The sequence below is a fragment of the Micromonospora sp. NPDC048830 genome (genome assembly GCF_043198215.1).
Lineage (GTDB): Bacteria > Actinomycetota > Actinomycetes > Mycobacteriales > Micromonosporaceae > Micromonospora.
Genome location: NZ_JBICUP010000039.1, coordinates 1 through 23,931, shown reverse-complemented (window position 1 = coordinate 23,931; position 23,931 = coordinate 1). Strand labels below are relative to the sequence as shown.

General features: G+C 69.9%; 24 protein-coding genes and 1 pseudogene. 6 read left to right on the top strand and 19 right to left on the bottom strand.

All coding sequences use genetic code 11. The features are described 5' to 3' along the window. Positions 1 to 349: 349 nt before the first annotated feature. Positions 350 to 892, bottom strand: a complete 543-nt coding sequence (locus tag ACGFIZ_RS26600) for a hypothetical protein (RefSeq protein WP_393423555.1) — start codon at positions 890 to 892, stop codon at positions 350 to 352. A 171-nt stretch (positions 893 to 1,063) separates the two neighbouring features. Here ACGFIZ_RS26600 and ACGFIZ_RS26595 point away from each other — a divergent pair, with 171 nt between their 5' ends. From ACGFIZ_RS26595 to ACGFIZ_RS26585, 3 genes and pseudogenes are all read left to right on the top strand, one after another. After that, on the top strand, positions 1,064 to 1,906 hold the full coding sequence (locus ACGFIZ_RS26595; protein WP_393423553.1) for a class I SAM-dependent methyltransferase: 843 nt from the start codon (positions 1,064 to 1,066) through the stop codon (positions 1,904 to 1,906). Between the two features lie 82 nt (positions 1,907 to 1,988). Beyond that, positions 1,989 to 2,771, top strand: a complete 783-nt coding sequence (locus ACGFIZ_RS26590) for an SDR family NAD(P)-dependent oxidoreductase (protein ID WP_393423551.1) — start codon at positions 1,989 to 1,991, stop codon at positions 2,769 to 2,771. Between the two features lie 118 nt (positions 2,772 to 2,889). Continuing rightward, positions 2,890 to 3,018 (top strand): annotated as a pseudogene (locus tag ACGFIZ_RS26585) (transposase); the annotation flags it as partial. 172 nt (positions 3,019 to 3,190) lie between these two features. On the opposite strand, the gene ACGFIZ_RS26580 reads toward ACGFIZ_RS26585, so the two are convergent. The 16 genes from ACGFIZ_RS26580 to ACGFIZ_RS26505 form a co-directional block, all read right to left on the bottom strand. Next, positions 3,191 to 4,723, bottom strand: coding sequence for a GMC family oxidoreductase (locus ACGFIZ_RS26580; RefSeq protein ID WP_393423549.1), 1,533 nt, complete (start codon positions 4,721 to 4,723; stop codon positions 3,191 to 3,193). Continuing rightward, positions 4,720 to 6,231: an aldehyde dehydrogenase family protein gene (locus tag ACGFIZ_RS26575; RefSeq protein ID WP_393423547.1), complete on the bottom strand. Its 1,512-nt coding sequence runs from the start codon at positions 6,229 to 6,231 to the stop codon at positions 4,720 to 4,722. The genes ACGFIZ_RS26580 and ACGFIZ_RS26575 overlap by 4 nt, the downstream gene beginning before the upstream one ends. Before the next feature lie 79 nt (positions 6,232 to 6,310). Continuing rightward, positions 6,311 to 7,744 (bottom strand): aldehyde dehydrogenase family protein, encoded by a 1,434-nt coding sequence (locus tag ACGFIZ_RS26570; protein ID WP_393423545.1) that lies wholly within the window; start codon positions 7,742 to 7,744, stop codon positions 6,311 to 6,313. Then, entirely contained in the window at positions 7,741 to 8,628 is an 888-nt protein-coding gene (locus ACGFIZ_RS26565; protein WP_393423544.1) for an NAD(P)-dependent oxidoreductase, read from the bottom strand. Before ACGFIZ_RS26565 ends, ACGFIZ_RS26570 begins: the two co-directional genes overlap by 4 nt. After that, entirely contained in the window at positions 8,625 to 8,972 is a 348-nt protein-coding gene (locus ACGFIZ_RS26560; protein ID WP_145777827.1) for a carboxymuconolactone decarboxylase family protein, read from the bottom strand. Before ACGFIZ_RS26560 ends, ACGFIZ_RS26565 begins: the two co-directional genes overlap by 4 nt. 60 nt (positions 8,973 to 9,032) lie before the next feature. After that, positions 9,033 to 9,941: an MBL fold metallo-hydrolase gene (locus tag ACGFIZ_RS26555; protein ID WP_393423542.1), complete on the bottom strand. Its 909-nt coding sequence runs from the start codon at positions 9,939 to 9,941 to the stop codon at positions 9,033 to 9,035. Beyond that, positions 9,938 to 11,113: an FAD-dependent oxidoreductase gene (locus ACGFIZ_RS26550; RefSeq protein ID WP_393423540.1), complete on the bottom strand. Its 1,176-nt coding sequence runs from the start codon at positions 11,111 to 11,113 to the stop codon at positions 9,938 to 9,940. Before ACGFIZ_RS26550 ends, ACGFIZ_RS26555 begins: the two co-directional genes overlap by 4 nt. Before the next feature lie 51 nt (positions 11,114 to 11,164). Beyond that, positions 11,165 to 11,692 carry a YbhB/YbcL family Raf kinase inhibitor-like protein gene (locus tag ACGFIZ_RS26545; RefSeq protein WP_393423538.1) on the bottom strand — a complete coding sequence of 176 codons (528 nt, stop codon included), beginning with the start codon at positions 11,690 to 11,692 and terminating at the stop codon, positions 11,165 to 11,167. Positions 11,693 to 11,709: 17 nt separating this feature from the next. Further along, complete coding sequence (locus ACGFIZ_RS26540; protein WP_393423536.1) at positions 11,710 to 12,462, bottom strand: cupin domain-containing protein; 753 nt, start codon at positions 12,460 to 12,462, stop codon at positions 11,710 to 11,712. A 19-nt stretch (positions 12,463 to 12,481) separates the two neighbouring features. Further along, entirely contained in the window at positions 12,482 to 13,384 is a 903-nt protein-coding gene (locus ACGFIZ_RS26535; protein ID WP_393423534.1) for an amidohydrolase family protein, read from the bottom strand. 2 nt (positions 13,385 to 13,386) lie between these two features. Next, positions 13,387 to 14,487: an ABC transporter permease gene (locus ACGFIZ_RS26530; protein ID WP_393423532.1), complete on the bottom strand. Its 1,101-nt coding sequence runs from the start codon at positions 14,485 to 14,487 to the stop codon at positions 13,387 to 13,389. A 1-nt stretch (position 14,488) separates the two neighbouring features. Then, positions 14,489 to 15,607 carry an ABC transporter permease gene (locus ACGFIZ_RS26525; RefSeq protein WP_393423530.1) on the bottom strand — a complete coding sequence of 373 codons (1,119 nt, stop codon included), beginning with the start codon at positions 15,605 to 15,607 and terminating at the stop codon, positions 14,489 to 14,491. Then, positions 15,607 to 17,103, bottom strand: coding sequence for an ABC transporter ATP-binding protein (locus tag ACGFIZ_RS26520; protein ID WP_393423528.1), 1,497 nt, complete (start codon positions 17,101 to 17,103; stop codon positions 15,607 to 15,609). Before ACGFIZ_RS26520 ends, ACGFIZ_RS26525 begins: the two co-directional genes overlap by 1 nt. An 85-nt stretch (positions 17,104 to 17,188) precedes the next feature. After that, entirely contained in the window at positions 17,189 to 18,199 is a 1,011-nt protein-coding gene (locus ACGFIZ_RS26515; protein WP_393423526.1) for a BMP family protein, read from the bottom strand. A 503-nt stretch (positions 18,200 to 18,702) separates the two neighbouring features. Further along, on the bottom strand, positions 18,703 to 19,398 hold the full coding sequence (locus tag ACGFIZ_RS26510) for a GntR family transcriptional regulator (RefSeq protein ID WP_393423524.1): 696 nt from the start codon (positions 19,396 to 19,398) through the stop codon (positions 18,703 to 18,705). A gap of 127 nt (positions 19,399 to 19,525) precedes the next feature. Then, complete coding sequence (locus tag ACGFIZ_RS26505; RefSeq protein WP_393423522.1) at positions 19,526 to 20,122, bottom strand: PadR family transcriptional regulator; 597 nt, start codon at positions 20,120 to 20,122, stop codon at positions 19,526 to 19,528. Positions 20,123 to 20,381: 259 nt separating this feature from the next. Here ACGFIZ_RS26505 and ACGFIZ_RS26500 point away from each other — a divergent pair, with 259 nt between their 5' ends. Both ACGFIZ_RS26500 and ACGFIZ_RS26495 read left to right on the top strand, forming a co-directional pair. Continuing rightward, the gene (locus tag ACGFIZ_RS26500; protein WP_347671085.1) at positions 20,382 to 20,600 is read left to right on the top strand and encodes a hypothetical protein; all 219 of its coding nucleotides are present in this window, start codon (positions 20,382 to 20,384) and stop codon (positions 20,598 to 20,600) included. Positions 20,601 to 20,781: 181 nt separating this feature from the next. Then, positions 20,782 to 22,167, top strand: a complete 1,386-nt coding sequence (locus ACGFIZ_RS26495) for a DEAD/DEAH box helicase (protein WP_393423520.1) — start codon at positions 20,782 to 20,784, stop codon at positions 22,165 to 22,167. Positions 22,168 to 22,170: 3 nt separating this feature from the next. On the opposite strand, the gene ACGFIZ_RS26490 is transcribed toward ACGFIZ_RS26495, so the two are convergent. Continuing rightward, complete coding sequence (locus tag ACGFIZ_RS26490; protein WP_393423518.1) at positions 22,171 to 22,845, bottom strand: class I SAM-dependent methyltransferase; 675 nt, start codon at positions 22,843 to 22,845, stop codon at positions 22,171 to 22,173. A gap of 39 nt (positions 22,846 to 22,884) precedes the next feature. Then, positions 22,885 to 23,088, bottom strand: coding sequence for a cold-shock protein (locus ACGFIZ_RS26485; RefSeq protein ID WP_393423516.1), 204 nt, complete (start codon positions 23,086 to 23,088; stop codon positions 22,885 to 22,887). A gap of 515 nt (positions 23,089 to 23,603) precedes the next feature. Here ACGFIZ_RS26485 and ACGFIZ_RS26480 point away from each other — a divergent pair. After that, positions 23,604 to 23,918 carry a hypothetical protein gene (locus ACGFIZ_RS26480; RefSeq protein ID WP_393423514.1) on the top strand — a complete coding sequence of 105 codons (315 nt, stop codon included), beginning with the start codon at positions 23,604 to 23,606 and terminating at the stop codon, positions 23,916 to 23,918. Positions 23,919 to 23,931 lie beyond the last annotated feature (13 nt).

Below are 23,931 nucleotides of genomic sequence, written 5' to 3'. Positions count from 1 at the left end.
CCGCCAAGCGTGGAGCGCGGGGGGCGTCGCCCTACTCCGCGGACGGCAGGATCGACTGCCCCGCCCGCACGGTGCGTGTGACCGACACGATCGGCGCCGGCGACACCTGGCGATTGGGAAGTCCTGCCGACCCGCGCCGAGCTCGCCCTGTTCGACATGGAGTCCGGCGCCACGCGACGTTGAGACCGGTGACGGCCGCCATCCCCGTGCTGCCCGCCCCGACCGGGTGCCTCGGTGCTGGGGGCGCTCACCGCCCGGCGGGCCTACGCCGCGGAACCGAGAACTCGACCTCGGTTTCCTCGCCTGGACTGCTGTAGATCGTTGTCGTGCCGTCGCCCGCAGATCCTGATCACCACCGGGATGGGGGGGTGGCTGTGCCGGTGAGCAGGGTCCGCAAGGCCACCTCCTGTTCGGCGGCGGGCGTGGCCAGTTGTGTCCCCTGCCCGCCGATTTCGAGGCCGTGACGCTGCACCAGTGTCAGTACCTGCAACACGCCGTCGTGAATGGAGCGGGCCAGCCGTTCCCGCTCGGCGGTGGCGGCGTCCCGGCGGATCTGCTCCGCCTGCTTCCGCTCGGCCCGGCGTACGGCGATCTGCTGCGCGAAACCCAGTCCGCCAATCGCCGCGCCCGCCACCAGCAGCACGGCCGACGTGGTCAGGTGAAACACCGGGTTGAGTGGTTCATGCTCGGCGTGGAGCGGCAGCCCTCGGCAGATCGGGCATCGGCCTTGCTGGGCTCGTAGGAGCCGCAGCGTGATCGTGCCGATGGGGGCAGGGTTGCGACGTCGCCGCTGGTGCCAGTAGTCACGGATCGGGGCCGATCCGCCGAAGCACAGTGGACAAACCGGGCTTTTCAACATCTTGTAGCGGTTGCGCGCCCTGCGAAACCTCATGATGTTACGAGGATCTATCGCGTTGATCGTCTGTGGGGTATGGTGAGGCAACAAGCCGCTGCTCTTCCTTGCCCGCCAAGGCATGTCCACCCCTATCGCCAAGGCGGGCTGCGCCTGCCTATTAACCCGCCGGTAACTACCTCTGGAAGGTGGCGCGGCGACAATAACGACTTGTACACGTTTAGGGATATTGATTTGACTACAGCGCCTTATGGTCATCTCCTTTTCACGCATAGCCACAATGCGGAGGCGGAGCGATTGACTGCCCTGGCCGGAGCGTTCGACCAGGACACCATCCACCGGCTCGAACGCTTCGGCATCCAGCCCGGCTGGAACTGTCTGGAAATCGGATCTGGCGTCGGCACCATCGCACACTGGCTGGCGACCCAGTGTCCTCACGGCGAGGTGATCGCCACCGATCTCGATACCAGCTTGATCTCGGCGGAGGGACGTCCGTCGAACCTGCGCGTCATCGCGCACGATGTGACTGTCGACGACTTCCCGGAGGGCAGCTTCGATCTGATTTGTTCCAGGTTTGTGTTCGAGCACCTCATCGACCGTGACGCCGTGCTCGCCAAGGTGGTGCGCTGGCTGGCCCCAGGTGGCTGGCTGCTCCTCGAAGACACGGGGCCGTTCCCCTTCGACTCATCGCCGAACCCGCTGTACCGCAAGGTCAGCAAGGCGATCATGGCGGTCGCCACCAAACGGATGGGAAGTGACTACGGCTGGTCGCGGTCATTCCCCGCGCAGTTGCGTGCGAACGGGCTGGTCCATACGGGAGTCCACGCCTCCAGCCATGGTGTTGGAGGCACGCCGATGGGACGAGCATGGCGGCTGACCGCCGAGCACATCGCGGCCGACCTGGATGCGCAGTTCGGGATCACCGCAGCCGATCTTGCGGAGTTCGCCGATCAGGTTGAGAGTCCTTCGTTCGATGACCTGTGCATCGCAAGTGTCGCGGCATGGGGGCAGCGTCCCCCCGTACCGACCATGCCCGCGCCGCGACAAAACTGATTTATACGGACATCGCCGGGGGCCAGCCGGACGGTCACCCTCGTAACACGTCAATCCACGTGTCCTATCGCGGAGAAGATTTATGGACCTCCAACTGAAGGATCGGGTGATACTCGTCACCGGAGCATCCACAGGCATCGGGCGCGCCACTGCGGAACTGCTTGCCGCGGAAGGCGCCACGGCAGTCGGCGTGAGCCGCAACCCGGCGCCGGGAACCTCTGGTCCGCAGGTCGACCACATCTTCGCCGATCTAACCGCGCCGGCAGCAGGTGATCGTATTGTCGAAACAATACTGAAACGCCATGGTCGCCTCGACGGGCTGGTCAACAACCTAGGCGGCCCAGATCTCCGAAACGGCTTCCTTGGCATCACCGAAGAACAATGGCTCGACATGTTCGACCTGAACTTTCATGTCGCACGACGCATGAGCAAGGCCGCATTGCCAGCACTACTCGCCGCTGGTGACAGCGCGATCGTCCATGTCTCCAGCTCTTCAGCCCATCTCGGCACAAGACTGAACCCCGACTACGCCGCCGCGAAGCTCGCGCTACTCTCCCTGTCGAAAACCTTGGCGGCCGAATTTACCAGCAAAGGAACGAGATCGAACGTCGTCACTCCAGGATTGACTAAGACGGCGATCTATGAAGCGCCTGGTCGTTTTGGCGAGAAAGTAGCAAAACTTCACGGAGTCGAGTTCGACGACGTCGTCGAACACATGAGCACTTCCGTCCGCCCACAACTAGCCAAGCGGGTAAGCGAACCCGAGGATGTCGCGAGAGTAATCGCCTACCTCATCTCCCCGCTGGCCAGTCAGGTCACCGGTGCGGAGTGGGTGGTGGATTCCGGCGTCCTCATGCAGGTCTGAACTCGAAGAGAGCAACCAAGCGCACTTCAACACGCAGCCTGTCCTACCGCCCAAGCGTGGACGTCTGAGCCGGTCATTCGGGATGCATGGCGTCGAAGGTGCTGCGGAAGAGGCGGACGTGCACCTGATCTGCGACAACTACAGAACCCACAAGACTGCGGCCATCCGCGCCTGGCTCGCCCGGCACCCGCGGTTCCACCTGCACTTCACCCCGACCGGATCCTCCTGGCTCAACCTCGTCGTGCGACACGCAAGTCGCATGAGTGCAGCGGCACGCATCGAAGGAGGTGCGGCTTGACGTCGCGGATGTAGTGTCCGGTCCAGTGCGCAAGGACCGTCCCCGCCTCGGCGTGCGTCGCGGGTAACCGCGCGGCGACCGTTCACCTGGGTCGACCGAGCCCGGGCCGGTATCCGGCAGGTCAGACTGCGGCGGTGATCCCCTGCGCGAGGTCTGCGGCCTTCTCGGCGATCATCACCGTCGCCGCGTTGGTGTTCGTCGACACGATGGTCGGCATGACCGAGGCGTCGGCGATGCGCAGCCCGTGCAACCCTGTCACTCGCAGCTGCGGGTCCACGACCGCAAGCGAGTCCACGCCCATCCTGCACGAGCCGGCCGCATGTCCGTAGGACTGCACCGCCTCCCGGACGAACGCCGTGACCGTGGCGTCGTCGGCGGCCAGAAGTGGGTGCGATCTCGCCTTCCAGTCGTCGAACGCCGGCATCTCGCTGATCCGCAGGGCGTGCCGGACCCCGGATACCAGGGCCCGGACGTCGGCGGGCTCGTCGAGATAACGGAAGTCGATGCGGGGCGGCACCGCCGGGTCGGGGCTGGCCAGTTCCAGCACGCCCCGGCTGGCGGGACGCATGTGCCCGATGCCGAAGGTGTAGCCATGCTCGGGCGCCGACTGCCAGGGGTTGGTGAAGGGGACGTGGATGAACACGATCTGCAGGTCGATCGACGCCCGCCCCGGTTCACTGTCCAGCAGCAGCGTCGTCTCACCGAGATTGCCGCTGACGGGCGGGAGCGGGCGGCCGGCCTCGACGGTGAGGCCGGCCAGGATGACGTGGTCCTGGAGGCTCTGCCCCACGCCCGGCAGGTCGTGGAGCACCTTGACGCCGACGCGCTCCAGGACCTGGACGGGGCCGACCCCCGAGGTGAGCAGGAGGTGCGGGGTGCCGATGGCGCCGGCGCAGAGAATCGTGTCGACCTCGGCCGCGTAGTGGCGCCGCTCGCCGTCGACGACCACGTCGACACCGAGGCACCGATCACCGTCGATGACCACCCGCTCCACGAACGCCCCCGTCACCAGGTCGAGGTTCGTCCGGCCGAGCGCCGGTTCGAGGTACGCCGTCGCGGTGCTCTGCCGCCGCCCGTCGACGATGAGCAGGTCGTGGCTGCTGGCGCCACGCAGTTCGGCGCCGTTCAGATCGTCGACGACCGGGTGGCCGGCCTGGGCCGCGGCAGCCAGGTAGGCCCGGGACAACGGATGCAACCGCGCGGCCGGTGCCGGGCGGAGCGGACCGGCCTGCCCCCGGTACGCCGGGTCGCCGTGGGCGGACGTCTCGGACCGCTTGAAGTACGGCAGGACGGAGGCGTAGTCCCATCCCGTACAGCCGAGGTAGGCCCAGGTGTCGAAGTCGCTACGGTCGCCGCGCAGGAAGGCCATCGCGTTGATGCTGCCGGTGCCGCCGACGGTACGTCCGCGCGGGATGTCGTGGACCTTGCCGGTGCCGGCCTGCGGGACGGTCTGGAAGGCCCAGTCCACCTCCGTCCCCCGCAGCGCCGGCCAGGTGGACGTAGCCATGATCCGTTCGCTGGCGTCGGCCCGGCCCGCCTCGATCAGCAGCACCCGGACCGCCGGGTCCTCGCTGAGCCGGGCCGCGAGGACGCACCCGGCCGTACCGGCTCCGACCACGATGTAGTCGTAGCCGATGGGCGTCGACGCACTCACAGGGACACCACGACTGTCTTGGTCTCGAGGTACTCCTCCAGCGACTCCCGGCAGGTCTCCCGGCCCCAGCCGGACTCCTTGGTGCCGCCGAACGGGAGCGCCGAGTCGGCCGCCTGGTAACAGTTGACCCACACCTGGCCGGACTCGATCGCGGCGGCCATCCGGTGCGCCCGCGAGACGTCCCGGGTCCACACGCCGGCGCCGAGGCCGAAGCGGGTGTTGTTGGCCAGCGCCAGCACCTCCTCCTCGGTGTCGAACGGTACGGCCGAGACGACCGGGCCGAAGATCTCCTCGTGCATGATCCGCGAGTCGGGGCGGGCGTTGACGAGGACGGTGGGCTCGACGAAGTAGCCGCCGGCGTAGGACTCTCCCTGCGGCGCGCGGCCGCCCGTGACCACCTCGGCGCCCTCGTCCACGCCGATCTCGACGTACCCGAGGACCTTGTCGCGGTGCTCGGCCGAGATCAACGGCCCCATCTGGGTGGCGGGGTCGGTACCCCGGCCGAGCGTGATCGAGGCGGCGTGCTTCGCGAGCCGCTGGACGACCTCGTCGAAGACGCCACGCTGCACGTAGAGGCGGGAGCCGGCGATGCAGCTCTCGCCCTGGGTGGCGAACGCGGCGGCGGCCGCTCCGGCGATCACGGCGTCGAGGTCGGCGTCGGCGAAGACGATGTTGGGGGATTTTCCGCCCAGTTCGAGCGAGACGCGCTTGAGGTTGCCGGTGGCGGCTCGCACGATCGCCTTGCCGGTGGGCACCGAGCCGGTGAAGGTCACCTTGTCCACGCCGGGGTGCTCGACGAGGGCCGCGCCGACGGTCTCACCGAACCCGGTCACGTAGTTCACCACGCCGGCCGGGATACCGGCCTCGGCCGTGAGCTGCGCGAGCAGCGCGATGGAGATCGGGGTCTGCTCGGCCGGCTTGAGCACGATGGTGCAGCCGGTGGCGAGGGCCGGCGCGAGCTTCTTGATCGCCATGAGCAGCGGCAGGTTCCACGGCACGATCGCGGCGACCACGCCCACCGGCTCTTTGAGGGTGTAGGCGTGGAACCTCCCGCCGTGGCTGGCCGGGTAGGAGATCGGAATGGTCTCGCCGGTGATCTTCGTGGTCCAGCCGGCGTAGTAGCGCAGCACGTCCACCGAGAACGGAATGTCGAAGTACCGCATCTCGTTGATCGGCTTCCCGCTGTCGATCGAGTCGAGCACGGCGAGCCGCTCGGCGTTCTCCTCGATCAGGTCGGCCAGCCGCCAGATCAGCCTGCCGCGGGCCTGGGGGGTGAGCGACCGCCACGAGCCGCCCGGTGCGAAGGCGGCACGAGCGGCCGCGACCGCCCGGTCGACGTCACTCGCGTCGCCGGCGGGCACCTCGGCGACCAAGCTGCCGTCGGCAGGGTCGTAGACCGGCAACGTCTGACCGCTACCGGCCGCCACCCACTCGCCGCCGATGAACATCTTCTCCGCGAGCCTGATGTCGGCCTCGACCGACGGGGCGGTCTGGAGCGTGCTCGTCATCCTGCAACCTCCTGAGTTCTGCCATACCAATTGGGATCGCGGTGGTCACACCTGTGCCGCCGCCGCGCGGGCGCTTCGCTCAGCGACGGGGAGCCAGCCGCACGCTGATGCTCTTGACGTGCGAGTAGTGGTGCAGCGCCTCGATCCCCTTCTCCCGCCCGTAGCCGCTCTGCTTGTGCCCGCCGAACGGCATCTGGACCGACTGGGTCGACCACGAGTTGACGTAGACCTGGCCCGCCTCGATCGACTCGGCGACCCGGAAGGCGCGGGAGATGTCCTCGGTGAAGACTCCCCCGACCAGGCCGAACTCCGAGTCGTTGGCGAGTTCGACGGCCTCCTCCTCGGTGTCGAACGGGATGACCACCAGGACCGGCCCGAAGACCTCCTCCCGGGCGATCCGCATCCCGTTGGTGACGCCGGAGTAGATCGTGGGCTCGACATAGAAGCCGCCGGCGAACTCGGGATCGGTGACCACGCCACCGCCGAACTCGGCGCGCGCGCCCTCCTCGGCGGCGATCGCGAAGTACCGCTGCACGGTGTCGTACTGGCCTCGGGTGATCATCGGACCCACGTCCTGGCCGGGACGCAGCCGCCGGGTCTCCGCCACCAGCGCTTCGACGAACCGCTCCTGGACCGACCGCTCGACCAGCAGCCGGGTCCCGGAGGAGCAGACCTGGCCCGCGTTGGTCGTGAAGGCCCGGACGGCCTCGGCGGCGGCGAACTCGAGATCGGCGTCGGCGAACACGATGTTGGCCGACTTGCCGCCGAGCTCGAGAGTCAGCGGAAGGATCCGGTCCGCCGCGATCCGCCCGATGTCCTGCCCGACCCGCACCGAACCGGTGAAGGCCACCTTCCGCACGAGCGGGTGCCGCACGATCGCGGTACCGACCTCGTCGCCGCGGCCGAGCACCACGTTGAGCACCCCCGGCGGCAACCCCTCCTCGCTGGCGATCCGGGCCAGCGCCACGGTCGACTGCGAGGTGGTCTCCGCGGGCTTCGCGACGATCGTGTTGCCGGCGGCGAGCGCCGGGGCGCAGGCCCGGGCCGCCTGGTTGAGCGGCAGGTTCCACGGCGTGATCACCCCGACCGCCCCGAACGGTTCGCGCCGCGTGTAGACGTGCAGGTCGGACCGGATGTCGAGCACGTCGCCCGCCGGCAGGTTCACCAGTGCCGCATAGAACTCGAAGTACTCCGCGGCACCGCGGATCTCGGCCGTGGCGAGGGCGAGCGGCTTGCCGGTGTCGAGGCTCTCCAGTTCGGCCAGGGCGTCCAGGTCCGCGAGCAGCCGCCGGCCGATGGCCGCCAGGATCCGGCCGCGTTCCAGCGACGCGATGCGGCGCCACCCGGGCGCCGCGGCCTGGGCCGCCCGCACGGCGAGGTCGACGTCGGCCGCCGTGCCCTGCGCGACCTGTGCCCCGGCACCGCCGGTCGCCGGATTGGTGCCGACACGGAAACCCCCGGCGGTCGGCGGGACGGCCTCGCCGCCGATCCAGTGCAGCAGCGGGGCGTTCACCGGTCACCGCCGATCAGCTCGTACATGGCGGTGTGGTCGGTCTGCGGCGTGACCTCCGTGGCGATCCGCCGCCACTGCCGGGCCACGCCGTCCGCGACCTCGGTGGCCTGGCCGAGTTCGCATGCCAGGTCGACGGCGATCCCGACGTCCTTCGCCATCAGGTGCAGCGCGAACCCCGAGTCGTAGCTGCCGCTGATCATGAACTGGGCGACCTTGTTCTCGCTGGTGTTCGAGCGCCCGGAGGAGCTGTTGAGCACCTCGGTCATCGTCTCCGGCGGGATGCCGAACCGCTCCCCCAGCCGCAGCGCCTCCACGGTCACCGAGATGGTGGTGGCCGAGACCAGGTTGTTCAGGGCCTTCGCCGCGTGCCCGGACCCGATGGGGCCGACCGGGATGACGGTTCGGGCCAGTCGTTGCAGGGCCGGGCGCACCTCGGCCAGATCGGTCTCCTCCCCGCCGACCAGTACCGCCAGCGTTCCGGCGACCGCGCCGCGTACCCCGCCGGAGACGGGAGCGTCGAGCATCCGCAGGCCCCGGGCGGCCAGTCGCTCGGCCAGCGCGCGGGTGCGCAGCGGCTCGGACGAGCTCATGTCGACGACCAGGGTGCCGGGTCGCAGCGCTTCCGCGACCGCGTCGCCCTCGAGCACCGACTCGACGACCGCCGAGTTCGGCAGCATCAGGATCAGGGCGTCCACGGTGCGGTACGCGTCGACGGTGTGGGCGGCGACCGCCTTCGGATGGTCGGTCACGAATCCCTCGGCGACGTCCGGTGCGGCGTCGGCCACCGTGAGTCGATAGCCCGCCTCGTACAGTCGCGCGGCCATCGGTCGGCCCATCCTGCCGAGGCCGATGAACCCGATGTGCTCGATCCCCACCCCGGTCACTCGGCGTCCACGGCGGCGAACACCTCGGCTGCGAGGCGGAAGCTCTCCAACGCGGCGGGCCCGCCGCAGTAGAAGGCGGTCTGCATGAGGACCTCCTTGATCTTCTCCCGGGAGACCCCGTTGTTCAGCGCGCCGCGGACGTGCGCCTTGAACTCGTGGCCCCGGTTGAGGGCGGTGATCATGGCGAGGTTGATCAGGCTGCGCTCCTCCAGGCTGAGCCCGGGGCGGTTCCAGATGTCGCCCCAGCAGTACTTCGTCACGTACTCCTGCAGATCGATCGAGAAGTCGGTGGCGGCGGCCAGCGACGCGTCGACGTGGGCGTCGCCGAGCACCCGGCGGCGCATGGCCAGGCCGGCCTCGTACAGGTCGTCGGTCACGATGGTGGGTTCCTTCCGAGCGGTGGTTCAGATCCGGGCCAGGTCGGCCCAGTCGCGGATGACGAACACGTCGGCGTCGGCGGCGACGTGACAGGCGGAGTGCCCGCCGAAGTGGGCCGGGAAGACCAGCAACGAGCGGTCCGCGGCCTCGGCGAGGAGGCGGCGGCGGGACGCCCGGGCCAGCACCGGGTCTTCGCAGAAGCAGCTGTTGACGTCCGGGTTTGCTATCTGCACGGGTGAGTGGATGATGTCGCCGACGAAGAGCGCGCCGGCGTTCCCCGACTCCAGCCGCAGCACCGCGGAGCCGGGGGTGTGCCCGGGCGCCGCCTGCAACACCAGATCGGAATCGATCCGGTACTCGCCGCTCCAGAGCTCGACGAGTCCCGCGCGGTGCACCGGGACGACGCTGTCCTCGAAGACGTTCTGGTTGCCGTCGGCCGGCGGCCGCGGGTTCCGCACCGGGTCCCAGAACTCGAATTCCTCCTGTGTGATGAGGTAACGCGCGTTCGGGAAGGTGGGAACCCAGCCACGGCCCTCCAGGCGGGTGTTCCACCCGACGTGGTCGACGTGGAGGTGGGTGTTGACGACGATGTCCACGTCCTCCGGTGCGACCCCCGCCGCGGCCAGGTTCGCGAGGTACGCGGTGTCGTGGTGGGCGTAGACCGGGGCGTACGGGCGTTCCTTGCCGTTGCCGGCGCCGGTGTCGAGCAGGATCACCGCCCCCTGGCTGCGGATCAGCCAGGTGTGCAGCACCGAGCGCAGCTGTCCCCGACCGGCGTCGAAGAAGTCCGGGTCGAGCCATCCGGCGTTGTCCCGCCAGTACGCCGGGTCGCTGTCCGGGAACAGGAAGCCGGGGGTCGCCGGGCTGGGGCCGGCGTACTCCTGGATCCGGGTGATCTCGACGTCGCCGATGACGACCGTCTGGGGCCCGCTCACCACGACCGGTTCACCTCCGGAACCGGGTACGCCGCCACGATCTCGGGCGTGGCCGAGGAAAGCACGAAGTTCGCCGTCTCCATGACCTCGGGGGTGAAGCCGTTGCCCTTGGCCAGCGTGCGGGTCTCGGCCATGTAGGCGCTGCGGGCCTGCGCGGCGTCGGTCATGCCCCGCTCGCGCTGCTCCCACACCGCGAGCGCCTTGTCGACGTCGTCGTACTGGTCGAGGGTGTGGGCGAGTTCGACCGCGTTGACGATGCCGACGCTGGCACCCTGCCCGAGCGCGGGACACATGGCGTGGGCCGCGTCCCCGACGAGCACCGCCCGACCGGTCGACCAGGGCGTCACCCGGTTGGTCTGGTAGCTGTCGTGTCGGCCGCCCTCGGCCCTGCCGGCCAGTTCCACCGCCGTGGCCAGGTGCGGGAAGCGCCTCGACCACACCTCGACGTCGATCGGGATCCGTGAGGCGCGCTCGTTGGTGGTCGTCGCCATCATGCCCATGTAGATCGTGTCGGGCCCGGTGGGGATGAACAGGATACGCATCGGGTCCGGCTCCAGGGTCCAGAAGTCGATGACCCGGTCCCACTCGGGGCCCTGGAACTCCTCGGGCCGCGGGATCAGGACCCGGCAGACGCCGTCCTGGTACTTCTTGCGTTCCTGGGTGAGCTCGCCCAGCGAGTTACGTACGGCCGAGCCGGCGCCGTCGGCACCGATCACCAGGTCGGCCTCCAGCCGGGCCCCGTCCGCGAGGAGCAGGGCGCCCGCCGGGTCGGCCCCGACGGCCCGGGAGTCTGTGACGATCTCGACGCCGGCCTCCCGGGCGGCCGTGGCCAGCAGCGCGTGCAGCTTCGGCCGGGTGATCGCCCAGTAGGGGTAGCCGGCCAGCTCCGACGAGACCGGCTCGCCGTTCAGGCTGGTGTCGTAGGTGCCGGGCTGTACGCCGTTCGCCCGGATCGCCCCGGCCACCCCGATGACGTCGAGGGCCAGCATCGCGTTGCGCCACAGCAGGATGCCGGCGCCGAAGTCGCGCACCTGGTCGTTCTGCTCGTGCAGGCGGACGGTCCAGCCACGGCGGGCCAGCGCGATGCTCACGGTGAGACCGGCGAACCCGGCGCCCGCGACCTCGGCGTGGCGGGAGCGGCCGGTAGGGCTCGTCGGGTGGGTTCCTGTCATCTCAGTGCCTCCAGGAATATGACAATTGGCTGCTGAGCGATCACGTGACGGTCACTCCTCCGCGTCCACCCATACGGTCATGCTCCCCCGCGCCAGCGTGTGAAAGTGCAGGTTGAAGCCCAGGACGACCGGGGTCAGCTCGGGATCGATCTCGAGCGCGGGGACGTCGACGGCGTGGACGATGAACACGTAGCGGTGGCGGCCCGAGCCCGGCGGCGGGTTGGGGCCGATGTACTGCCGCATCCGCAGGTCGTTGGGGAGGGTGAGGGACCCCGGCGGCATCGGTCCGTCCGGCGCACCGGCGCCGGCCGGCAGCGAGGTCACGGAGGCGGGAATGTTCGCGACGGCCCAGTGCATGAACCCGACCCCGGTGGGCGCGTCCGGGTCGTAGCAGGTGATCGCGAAGCTCTTGGTCTCGGCCGGGAAGTCCGACCAGGCCAGGTGGGGTGAGGTGTTGGTGCCGCCGATGTTCGGGTCGCGGTAGGGCAGCGGCATTTCCGTGCCGTCGACGAGGTCGTCGCTGGATACGCGCAGCGGCGGTGCCGGGGTCACGGCTGCGTAGGGGTCGTTGTTGATCACAGTTTCTCCTGTCCCGATCACTTGTCGGCGATCGGTGCGGTGTCGACGTGGACTGTGCGGATCGTGGTGCGGATGTCCCAGGTGCCGGCCCAACCGTCCGGCAGGGCGACGGCGCTGCCGGCGGTCAACTCGTGCGAGGTGCCGTCCTCGTCCGCGATGGTGGCCTCGCCGGAGATGACGTACAGGTAGGAGGCCCCCTCGGCCGCCGCCCGCCGGTACACCCCCGGTCCGCGCTCCTGGACGGCGCACCTGCCGTCGGGGCCGTCGAACACGACGGTCTCGGCGACCGGCGGCGCCCAGGAGGCCCCTGTCTCCGCCACCGGGAGTTGCAGGTCGCCTTCGAGCACGTCGACCGCGGCCAGGAAGGCGGACGGCTGCACACCCTCGCGGTACGGCGGCACCGGGGTCGTGTGCAGGTAGACCTTCCGGATGGTCTCGCGGATGTCCCAGGCACCCACCCAGCCGTACGGCAGCACGATCACGCTGCCGGCGGTCAGCTCGTGGGAGGTGCCGTCCTCGTCCGTGATGGTGGCCTCGCCGGAAATGATGTACATGAACGAGCCCCGCTTGTCCTTCACGCGGGGGTAGACACCGGCGTCGCACGCCCAGACGGCGAAGAACGAGCCGGCAGCGTCGTACAGGACCCTCTCGTAGGCGAACGGCGCCCCTTGGAGGATCGGCTCCATCGAGATCTCGACGGGGAGCGGGCCGTCGAGTACGGCCGCAGCGTCCAGGAACACCGACGGATGCGTGGTCTGGTTCGTAGTCATGGCTTTCTCCGGGGGACGGTCAGCAGGCAGTTCGGGTCAGCGCGATCGGCAGGCTCGGCGGGGACGCCGCGGGTGCCTCGATGCCGAGCAGGTCGAAGGAGGGGCGGTGCAGGATCCCGTGCAGTTCCTCGTCGGTGATGGGCGTGTGCGCGATCTGCCGCATCCGCGCGACGACCCGTTCGAGGGCAGCGGCGGCGCTGGCCGCGGTCACCATCGGGGAGTCGCTGCCGAAGAGCACCTTGGAGAGGACGCCGTACTCCTTGGCGGCCGAGAAGGCGTTCGCCAACACCGTCGGGCGGCTGGCGATCGCGGACGTGTCGGCGAAGACGTTGGGGTGCCGGCGCATCACGACGACGGTTTCGTAGATCCACGGGTGACCCATGTGCGCGACCACGATCCGCAGGTCGGGGAAGGTGCATGCCACGTCGTCGAGCAGCAGCGGGTTGGCGTCGGGCAGCCGGCCGGCGTTCGCGAAGATCGCGCCTTGATGGATCATGACGGGCAGGCCGAGCCGCTCCGCGGTCTTGAAGACCCGCATCGTCATGGGGTGCAGCGGCGAGGTTCCCTGGTAGATCGGCCCCAGTTTGATGCCGACCAGCCCGAGGTCCGCGTGGCAGCGCTCCACCTCGTCGACCGCGTCGTGACGGGTCGGGTCCACCGACATGAAGCCGACGGTCTGACCACCGACTTCTCGTACGAATGCGGCGACGGCATCGTTGGGGACCATGATCCCGGAGGCCTGCGCCTGGAGCCCGAAGACGATCGTCCGCTCGGCGGGCGCGACGCCCCGGCGGTAGGACTCCACCGTGACCAGGTCGATCTCGTCGGAGGCCAGCGTCTTCGATACCCGCCCCAGCCCGTCCGTCCAGGGAGAGCACTGGTGCTCCCGAGTCCAGAAGTGCGTGTGCACGTCGGTGATCAAAGTCAGACCTCACTTCGCAGATAGGGAACGGCGAGCGCCTCCGGCGCCTTGTGCCGCCGTTTGCCCTCGACGGCGAGGGCGACGAGCGCCAGCACGTACGGCATGGCGAGCCACAGGGACGCCGGCAAGGTCACGGCCGGTCGGACAACGGCGAGCACGACCAGCACCGCGACCACCGCCAGGCCGGCAAGTTCGACGGCCCCAGCCCGCCGCCGGTCGAGGCGGAAGGTGGTCGCCGCCCGCCGGAGCCGCCCGGCGCCGAGAACGACCAGGATGAGTAGGGCCGCGGCGACCCATACCTCACGGGGGATGTCGCCGACGGCCTGCAGCCGCAACTGGGTGGCATCGGTGACCGCGAAGATCGCGACGGCAACGCCCAGCCCGCTCAGCCGCCAGCCACCGAACAGGACGGCGGCGATCGCCAGATAGCCGCGCCCGCCGGTCATGGCCTCCCGGAAGACACCGACGTCGCCGATGGAGATGTACGCGCCCGCCGCTCCGGCGCAGGCCCCCGAGAAGAGGACGCCGGCCCAGCGCAGCCCGCGGACGCTGACGCCGGCGGCGTCGACGGACATCGGATTCTCACCGGTCGCCTTCAGGTTGATGCCCCAGGTCGTCCGGGTCAGCGCCAGGGCCACGAGGACGACGACGACCGCCGTGGCATAGATGAAGGCGTCCTGGGTGAAGAGGGCGGACCCGAGGACAGGCACGTCCGAGAGCGCCGGGATCGCGATTCGGGGCAGCGGGTCGAAGGCACGTGGCTGGCTGAAGAGGTCGTCGTTGAGGAACGTCGTCAGGCCGTAGCCGAGCAGGGCCAGTGCGATGCCGGAGACGATCTGGTCGACCTTGGCCTCGATCGCGAGCACGGCCATCAGCGCCCCGAACAGCAGACCGCCGACGATGCCGCCGAGGAACCCGACCGCGATGTTCCCCGTGCCGGCCATCACGAGGTAGCCGCCGAAGGCGCCGACGAGCAGTACGCCTTCGAGCCCGACGTTCAGTACGCCGGCCCGCTCGGAGACGAGTTCCCCGGTGGCGGCTAGCAGGATCGGGGCGGCGATCGTGATCGCCGCGACGAGGAAGGCGACGTCGAAGATACCCATCTCAGGCCTCCTCGGTCCGGGCCCCGGTGGGGGCGGCGACGACGCCGGACCTCCGACGGGCGAGGGCAGGTTTGGTCGCGGCCGGCGCGCTCGCGCGGCGCTGCAGGACGATGGCCGCCACCAGCACCAGTACGATGACGGCGCCCTGGAGCACCGAGGCCAGCGAGGACGGCACGTCCAACTGGGCCTGCATGGCGGTCCCACCGACGTTCAGCGCGGAGAACACGACGGCGGTGACGACCACCCCGATCGGTGAGTTGCGCGCCAGCAGGGCGACCGCGATGCCGTTGAAGCCGACGCCGGCTTCGAATCCGTCACTCATCCAGGGCGCCGAACCGGCGAAGAGCAGCGCGGCACCCGCGAGACCGGCGAACCCACCGGAGATCACGATGGCCGCGACCCCTTCGCGGACCGGATCGATGCCGGACCACCGAGCGGCCTCCGGGTTGCCACCGGCCACCCGCAGGCGGAAGCCGAACGCGGTGCGCGACAGCAGCAGCAGCACGGCGACCGCGCACACCGGCAGGAGCACCACGTCGTACGAGAGGGTGCGGCCGGGGATCGACTCGACGCTCGGCCACAGTGCGGCGGCCGGGAAGTTCGCCGACTGCGGTTGACCGTCCAGGGAACCCTGCAGCGGCCCCCGGACCAACCAGTGCGCGGCCTGAACCGCGACCAGGTTGAGCAGGAGCGACGACACGATCTCGAGTACCCCGCGCGAGGCCCACAACCAGGCGGTCAGGCCCGCCCAGAGTGCCCCGCCGAGGATGCCGGCGATGGCGGTGAGTAGCACCGCGACCGGGCCGGGCAGGCTTCCGCACTGCAGGCCGACCGCCGTGGCCAGGGATCCACCGGCGAGGATCTGACCGGGAAAGCCGACATGCAGACGTCCGGCCCGGGTCGTCAGGATCCAGCCGAGCGCGACCAGGAGCAGTGGCACAGCCTGGGTCAGGGTCGTACCGGCGTTGGTCGGCGTACCGAAGGTGCCGCTCCAGAAGGCGTGGAACGCGTCGGACGGTGCCACCCCGATCGCCACCAGCAGGAGCGCGCCGACGACCAGTGCCGCCAAGGCCACTCCCACCTGAACAAACAACCGCATGATCAGGTCTTTCGACAGCATCACAAAGCCTCTCCGGACGAGGTCATGAGGGCGCCGAGGCTGGCGCGGGTGGCCTTCGCGGCGTCGACGACGCCCTGGATACGCCCGTGGGCGAGCACCGCGATCCGGTCGGACATCGAGATGACCTCGTCGAGGTCCATGGAGATGAGCAGCACGGCGCCGCCGCGTTCGCGGTGCGCGACGAGGCTCCGGTAGACGAAGTCCGCCGCCCGTACGTCGAGACCGCGCACGGGCTGTGCGGCGATCAGCAGGTCCGGATTCCCCGACAGTTCCCGGGCGAGGACCGCCTTCTGCTGGTTTCCGCCGGAGAGCCGCCCGATCGGCAGGTTCTCGCTGTCGGCGCGTACGTCGAACTCGTCCATCAGCCGGCGCGCCTCGGCGGACGCCGCCCGGACGTCGAGCATCCCCTGCCTGTTCAACGGCGCGGAGCGCAGCGACCGCAGGGTGATGTTCTCCCAGAGAGTCATCCCGGGAACGATCGCCGCGTGGTGCCGGTCCTCTGGAATCACCGCGCCGCCGGCTTCGAAGAACCCGCGCGGCGACCGACGGGTGAATGGCCGCCCCGCCAGCTCGATGGCACCGGACAGCGCCGGCCGGATGCCCATGAGCACCTCGACGAGTTCGGACTGACCGCTACCCGCGACCCCGGCGATCCCCAGGATCTCGCCTCGACGCACCTCGAGGTCGATGCCCTGGAGCGCCTTCGGGCCGGCCGGCTGGTTGTCGTCCCGAGCGACGTCGAGACCGCGGATGGTGAGGACGGCGGGACCCGGTGTGCCGGCGGGAAGCGGCGGGCGGTCGGCCATTCGATCGCCGACCATCAGGGTCACCAGGTGGTCGGGGGTCGCCTCCGCGATGGTTCCCGAACCACTCACCGCGCCTCGCCGCAGCACCGTGTACCGGTCCGCGACGCTGAAGACCTCCGACAGCTTGTGCGAGATGAGGATGACTGCGTGGCCGGCGGCGGCGAGCCGCCGCATCAGGTTGGCGAGTTCGTCCCACTCGCCGGGGCTCAGCGCGGCGCTCGGCTCGTCGAAGATCAGGATCCGGGCGCCGCGGCAGAGCAACTTGACGATCTCCAGTCGCTGCCGCTCCCCCACCGACGCGTCGGCGACCAGCCGGTCGGGGGTGATCCGCAGGCCGGTTGCCGCAGCCACCCCCTGTGCACGGTGGCGCGCCTCGGTCAGACCGTTGCGCCACGGAACGGCGGCTGGTGCGATGGCGAGGTTCTCCAGTTCGGTCAGGGTCGGCACCAGGGTGAAATGCTGGTGGACCATCCCGATTCCGGCCCGCAGGGCGTGCTCGGGCTTGCGGAACCGCACCGGCTCTCCGTCGAGCTCGATGCCACCCTCATCCGGGGTGTAGAGGCCGGTGACGATCCGCATGAGCGTCGTCTTGCCCGCACCGTTCTCGCCGAGGAGGGCGTGGATCTCACCCCAGGCGATGTCGAGGTCGACGGCGTCGTTGGCGACGAAGGAGCCGAACCTCTTGGTCACTCCGGTGAGCCGGAGAGCGGAGGCTCCGGTGTCCGTGCCGCGACGGGCGGGGCCAGGATCGGGACGAGTCTTCATCGACGGCGGCCTAACGCTGCTCGAAGTGGTAGGCCGGCTTGGGAAGGAGAACACCCTTGTCGGCGACGATCTTGCCGTCGGTGATGTCCTTGGTGATCTTCTCGACGAGCGCCTTCTCCTCGGCCGTCCCCTTGCCTGGGCAGAACTCGAACCGCAGCGCGCCGGTGCCCAGGCCGTAGCTGATGGCGCCAGCCGGCAGCTTGTCGGCGGCGGCGTCGGCGACAGCGTTCTTCAGGATGTCGGACCAGCTCACTACGCCGGAGCCGATGATGTGGGGACTCGAGTCGCAGTGCAGGGCGAAGACGTCGTACACGTCGGTAGGGCTGGCGGCGCCGCCAGCAGCCTGGTAGACGCCCCGGGAGCCGCTGTCGAGGTCGGAGAGGATCGAGTCGACGCCACTGGCGATCATGGCCTCGGCGGCCTGCTTGGCCTTACCGACGTCGTTGAAGTCGCCGGTGTAGGTCTCCACGACCTTGGTGTTCGGGTTCTCCAGCGCGGCGCCCTGGACCATGCCGTGGTACCAGGCGGTAGTGGAGGGGACCTCAAGGCCGGCGATCATCCCGAGCTTCTTGGTCCGGGAATGGGCCGAAGCGACGGCCCCGACGACGATGGCGTTGTAGCCGACGGCGGCCGTCACCGAGGTCACATTCTCGGCGTACGCGTCGAGGTCGGCGGCCACCAGGATGAAGCGCACCTTCGGGTACTTCGGCGCCACGACCGCGACGGCCTTGTTGAACGAGGCGCCGTCGGCGACCACGATCTGGTTCTTCGCGGCCAGCGACTCGAGGCCCTGGATCTGCTCCTGTGAGTTGGCGGCGTTGTCGACGATGGAGGACAGCTTGAGGCTCTTGTCGGCCTCGATCGCCGCGTTCACGCCGGCCAGGCCGAACTGGGTGAACCCGCCGTCGTTGCGGGGGGCCTGGGAGATGAAACCGATGTTCTTGGTCCCGTCGGCTGCCGCTCCGTCGCCCGGGGACCCACACGCCGAGAGGGCGAGGGGTATGGCGGTAACGGCTGACACGATCGCGATCTTGGTACGCATGCGAAGCCCTTTCGTCGGCTGTCGCCCGTTTCAGGTGACAGGGGGGTGACACGGACCGGTGAGAAGACTGGTATGTCAGATGCAAGCGTCTTGACTGGGGGAGCGCCACGACGTGCACCAGATACTGCTGATCTGCCATACCAGTTGTCAAGAGGTTGACCCGACCCCAACTTCCGATGACCTGCCGCTGGCCACGCCGACTCGTCGGCGGCACGGAAACGGCGACGGAAGCGAGGGCCGACCAGCCCGGATAGGCCTCACCGGCCGAGGACGGCAAGGCGGCGCGCACGCTCCTGCCCGGGCGCGCGATCAGTGGCCGCGTACGCGTTCGCCGTCGGCGGCGCCGGGTACCTGCTGCGCAGCAGCACTCCGACGCTGGGCTGGGCTCGCGTGCGGGGTGGCGCCGGCGGGGTGGCGCTCACGTCCGGCGACGGGCCCCTCCCTGGCCGCGCCGGGAACGAGCGCGGAGGGCACCGGACCGGTCAGCGACCGAACTTCGCCGTGAACTCGTCCTGGAGTTCGAGGCGGCCGCGCTGCACGTGGGCACGCATGGCCTCTTCCGCCGCATCGGCGTCCCGCGCGCGGATGGCGTACACCAGGGCGCGGTGCTCCGCGAGCGACCGCCGCATCCGCCCCTCCCGCCTGGTCACGATCGACGACAGCAGGCCGCGGTTCAGGTGCTGGACCAGCAACCGGTAATGGTCGCTCAACCGTTCGTTGCCGGCACCCTCGGTGATGAGTTCGTGCAACCGCGCGTCCATGGCGCTGTAGCCGTCGGTGTCGCCAGCCTCGACACAGTCGTGCATCGACGCCATCACCTCGTCGATCCGGGCGATGAGCTGGTTGCTGGCGCGGTTCGCGCACAGCCGGGCGGTCATCCCCTCGACCGCCTCACGCACCTCGAAGAGATCGAGGATCTCGTGTCGGCTGAGGCTCTTGACGAAGGTGCCACGGCGACGCTCGATCGAGACGAACCCGGCGCCTTCGAGCTCCTTGAACGCCTCACGCACCGGCATCCGACTGACCCCGAACCGCTCGGCAAGGCGCGCCTCTGAGAGCTTCTCCCCCGGCGCGATGGCCCCGGACACGATCTCCTCACGAAGCCTCTGGACGATCACGTCCTTCTTCGAGACGTCGTTGTCGGCGACCCCAGCGGATGCCCTGTGCGCCGCCGACATAGCTCCAAACTTCCTCTAGACGACCGCCCGAACTCCCGCGAGCCTGATGCATGATACCCGCTGCGGGGACCCTGACAGCATATGAGCCGGGGCACCGCCACCCGGGAAGCCAGCCGTCAGTCGTTTCTCACGGGGCCGTCCGACAGATCCGGGCCGATGAGAACGCTGGTCCGGGTGGCGCTTTGGACCGCCACACCGGGTTGGCGTTGACCGTCAGGAGGGGTGCCTGCCAGGCTGCCCCGAGCCGCTGCAGCAGGCCGTACTCGCTACGGACGTGGCTGACGTCCGCTCCGGCGAGGAAGTCGATCACCTCGTCGTACACCATCGGCCGGCCGAGCAGCTCGACGTGGAGGGACAGCACCTCGACCACGGGGATCTTGGCCAGCGCCACCGGATCGGCCAGCCGGGCGGCAGCGGCGGCCACCAGCTTGAGGTGGAACTCGGCGAGGTCCGGCCTCGGCCAGCTCACCTCGGTCAGCCAGGCGGCGACCCGCTGCTGCCCGGCCGGGGTCAACGCGTAGATCCTGCGGTCGGGCCGATCCGGCAAACCCTCGGCGCGCTGCGAGGTCACCAGCCCCGCCTTGGCCAGCCGGGCCAGCGTCACGTAGATCTGCCCGGCGTTCATCGCCTCGCCGAGCGGGCCGAGCGCGCCACGCAACCGGCTCCGCAGGTCGTACCCGTACGCCGGCTCCTTCGCCAGCATGGCCAGCACCACGTCCTGCACCGAGCACACCCCTCCGAAGATCGACAATAGGTAACCGCTAGCCATGGCGATGTCAACTCGAAGAGCAAGGACAACGGCACCCAGACCCACGAGGAGTGGGCCCGGACGCGCCGTCCCGGAACGCGGAGGAGGCCTGCCTGCCGTCCGGCCCGGTCCGGCGCGCGCCCCTGGGTGGGCCGACCGGCGGGCGGCCGGCAGGTCAGAGGTCACCAAGATCGTCAACGTTCCAAACTCGGATCCGGTGCTATACGGTCGGGGGGTGAAAACCGAGCGTCACTGGTGGAACGGCAACCGCACCGTGCGAGGGCGTCGCGACGTGTACATCCGCACCGACGGCGAGTCGTGGGAGGTCGAGGCCCGAGCCGGCGGCGACGCCGGCCGGTCGAAGATCCACCAGTGCCCGGGCCGGCAGTCGGCGGAGATCCTGGCCCGGGCATGGATGGACGGACAGAGCCGGTGGCAGGTCGTGGCGCCCTGATCGGCCGGCGCCGATGCTCGTTCACCGCCTGCCAGTTGGCAGCGGGACCCGGCAGCGGGTTCGAGTAGACTGAACAGCACGGCCCGCCCAGCATGGCGGCCGGGTTCGATGTCCCACGCCACGCGCCGCGGTCGAAACGGTCAGCGCCGGGCGGGACGTCCCTTCGACGTTCGGAGCCTTCATGGCGGCACGCCGCCCACGCCAGACCACCTCGCCCGAGTCCCTCACCTTCGCCGACCTCGGCGTGCCCGACGCGCTGAACCGCGTGCTGGCCGCGGCCGGGGTGGATCGGCCGTTCCCGATCCAGGCCGCGACACTGCCAGACGCGCTCGCCGGGCGGGACGTGCTCGGCCGGGGCCGCACCGGTTCGGGTAAGACCTATGCCTTCGTCCTGGCGGTGCTGACCCGCCTGGCCGCCACCGCCACGCCACGGCGGGCCGGGCGCCCCCGGGCGCTGATCCTCGTCCCCACTCGTGAACTGGCCACCCAGATCGACAGCGTGATGGCGCCGCTGGCGCAGGCGCTGTCGCTGCGCACGATGACAATCTTCGGTGGCGTCGCGGCCCGACCCCAGATCGCCGGACTGCGCGCCGGGGTCGACGTCCTGGTGGCCTGCCCGGGTCGGCTCGCCGACCACGTCGAGGCCGGCAACGCGCACCTGGACGCCGTCGAGATCACCGTGCTCGACGAGGCCGACCACATGGCCGACCTCGGCTTCCTGCCCACCGTACGGCGGCTGCTGGAGCAGACCCCGCGCGGCGGGCAGCGTCTGCTGTTCTCCGCCACCCTGGACGCCGGAGTCGATGTCCTGGTGCGGCGGTTCCTCGCCGATCCGGTCGTACACAGCGTCGACTCGACGCTGTCGCCGGTCGCCGCGATGGCGCACCACGTCCTGCACGTCCACGCCGACGATCGGTTCGCCGTGCTGGTCGAGCTGACCGCCGCGCCGGGCCGCACCGTGGTGTTCACCCGTACCAAGCGGGGCGCGAGAACCCTCGCCCGCCGGCTGGTCGCGGCCGGTGTGACCGCCGTCGAGCTGCATGGCAACCTGGCCCAGGCCGCGCGCACCAGGAACCTGCGGGCGTTCTCCGCCGGGGAGGTGCACACGCTGGTCGCCACCGACATCGCCGCCCGGGGTATCCACGTCGACGACGTGGCCCTTGTCGTGCACGCCGACCCGCCGGTGGAGCACAAGGCGTACCTGCACCGCTCGGGCCGTACCGCCCGGGCCGGCGCGGCCGGAACCGTCGTCACGCTGATGACCGACGGGCAGGTGCCCGAGGTGCGGGAGTTGACGCGTAAGGCGGGCATCACGGCGACCACGACCCGGCTGCGCCCGGGTGACGCGCTGCTGCGTGAACTCGCCCCGGGGGAACGGACGCTGGTCCCCCAGCCCGTACCGCAGTCCGCCGGCCCGCGGCACGAGGCGCAGCCCGCCCACGACGGCCGGAGCCGACGCGGCGGCAAGCCGGCGCCGACGGCCTCGACACGATCCGCACCGGCGCGATCCGGTGTGGCGGCCTTCTCCTCCCGGGCCCGGCCGGGCGCTCGCCGCGGTGGGCGCTGACCCCTACCCGACGGGGCCGAGCACCGAGACCTGGGTGAGTTCGGCGTCCTCGGCGGCGCCCAGGCCGCGTACCTGGTAGCTGGTCAGTACCGTCAGCCAGCGGTGTGGCAGGTGGCCGCGGCCGGGATCACCGACGAGGACACGCGCGCCGCGGTCGGCAGCGCGGTGTAGGAACCCCAGCATCCGCGCGGCCATCTCGGGGTCGTAGAAGGCGTCGCCGGCGAGGATCACGTCGGCGGGGCCGCCGTCGCCGTCGAGCAGATCGTCCTCGTTCACCGCCAGCGTGACCGCGTTGGCCGTGGCGTTCATCGCGACGGCCGCCAGCGCGTACGGGTCGATGTCGTTGGCGGTCACCTCGACGGCGCCCGCCTTGGCTGCGGCGATGGCGACCAGCCCGGAGCCGGACGCCACGTCGATCACCCGCCGGCCGGCCACCACCTGCGGATGGTCCAGGACGTACCGGGCGAGGGCCTGGCCGCCGGCCCAGGCGTTCGCCCAGAACGGCGTGACCCCCGGCCCGACCCGCGCCTCCAACCTGGCCCGCAGCACGATCGCGTCATCCGCCAGGTACAGGCGGATCTCCGGCACGAACGGAAGACGCGCGAGGTGCAGTCCGTCGAACTCGTCGGCGCGGAACGCAACGAAGGGCGTGAGCAGGGCGCCGGTCGGCGTAGGCAAGACATGCTCCGTTCATGGACGGCACGCGCCGGCGGTGGTTCAGAGGGCGCGGATGTTCGCGGCCTGCGGGCCCTTGGCTCCCTGCGTGATGTCGAACTCGACCCGCTGGTTCTCATCGAGGCTGCGGAAGCCGTTCGAGGAGATCGCCGAGAAATGGGCGAACACGTCCGCCCCGCCGCCGTCCGGGGTGATGAACCCGAAGCCCTTGTCCGCGTTGAACCACTTCACAGTGCCGACAGCCATGTCTTCTCCTTGGAGGCTGAATTCGGGACCCACACCGTGCGGACCCCGACGTCGCGGTGTTGATCGCCCACATCCGGAGATGACCGGAAACCACCAGCGCCGAGGGTCAGCTACCCATCACACGCTGACAAATATTCGGAAAGCAACTGCAACGGGACCCACCGTACCATCCTCGGACAGGGCGCAAGCCGGATCACGTGGCTTACCTCCCCCTTCCTGAGGAAGCCCGTCTCGTCGGTGACCAGGACGCGTCGAGGCGGCGGAGCTGCTCGACCAGCAGGTCCTGCGCGCCACGTCCGACAGCAGCCCTTCCACGAACTGCGCCGCCGTCGCACGCCGCTCCACCCGAACGCACCTGTCAGCGACACGCGTCACCGCCTCGTCGAGGTGACCCGCCAGCGGATCGAGGGCTAGGCTGTGGCCCGCAGCCGCCGGGCGATCTTCGGTTGTCCTCACGAACCATCGGTGATCAACGCGTCTCGTCCAGTTACCGGCACAGCTCAAAGGATCGCGGCATGTCCAGTAACCGTCTCATGCGCATCCACAGCGCCGAGTTCCAGGCCATGGCGAAAAGGGTCCGGCGGGTCACCGAGCTCACCTCCCGCCTGAACGTCCTGCCCTTCGAGGACGAAGCGGGCAAGGCGGAACTGTTCGAGCAGATCCTCGGCCGGCCGCTGCCGGCGCGGGTCACGATCTATCCGCCCTTCTACACGGACCACGGCCTTCACCTGGAGCTGGCGGAGCGCGTGTTCATCGAATGTCTTCCGTGGAAACCCCCGGCTTTAGCCGTGGGGAGGAAACGGAACCCCTGCGGAGCAGGTCAGGGATAGCCCATTCGCCGCC

Coding starts and splice junctions, on each gene's coding strand:
- ACGFIZ_RS26590 (WP_393423551.1), top strand. CDS start 1,989: ATGGACCTCCAACTGAAGGATCGGGTGATACTCGTCACCGGAGCATCC.
- ACGFIZ_RS26540 (WP_393423536.1), bottom strand. CDS start 12,462: ATGACTACGAACCAGACCACGCATCCGTCGGTGTTCCTGGACGCTGCG.
- ACGFIZ_RS26495 (WP_393423520.1), top strand. CDS start 20,782: ATGGCGGCACGCCGCCCACGCCAGACCACCTCGCCCGAGTCCCTCACC.
- ACGFIZ_RS26560 (WP_145777827.1), bottom strand. CDS start 8,972: ATGCGCCGCCGGGTGCTCGGCGACGCCCACGTCGACGCGTCGCTGGCC.
- ACGFIZ_RS26550 (WP_393423540.1), bottom strand. CDS start 11,113: ATGACAGGAACCCACCCGACGAGCCCTACCGGCCGCTCCCGCCACGCC.
- ACGFIZ_RS26485 (WP_393423516.1), bottom strand. CDS start 23,088: ATGGCTGTCGGCACTGTGAAGTGGTTCAACGCGGACAAGGGCTTCGGG.
- ACGFIZ_RS26600 (WP_393423555.1), bottom strand. CDS start 892: ATGAGGTTTCGCAGGGCGCGCAACCGCTACAAGATGTTGAAAAGCCCG.
- ACGFIZ_RS26510 (WP_393423524.1), bottom strand. CDS start 19,398: ATGTCGGCGGCGCACAGGGCATCCGCTGGGGTCGCCGACAACGACGTC.
- ACGFIZ_RS26480 (WP_393423514.1), top strand. CDS start 23,604: ATGTCCAGTAACCGTCTCATGCGCATCCACAGCGCCGAGTTCCAGGCC.
- ACGFIZ_RS26530 (WP_393423532.1), bottom strand. CDS start 14,487: ATGGGTATCTTCGACGTCGCCTTCCTCGTCGCGGCGATCACGATCGCC.
- ACGFIZ_RS26525 (WP_393423530.1), bottom strand. CDS start 15,607: ATGCTGTCGAAAGACCTGATCATGCGGTTGTTTGTTCAGGTGGGAGTG.
- ACGFIZ_RS26575 (WP_393423547.1), bottom strand. CDS start 6,231: ATGACGAGCACGCTCCAGACCGCCCCGTCGGTCGAGGCCGACATCAGG.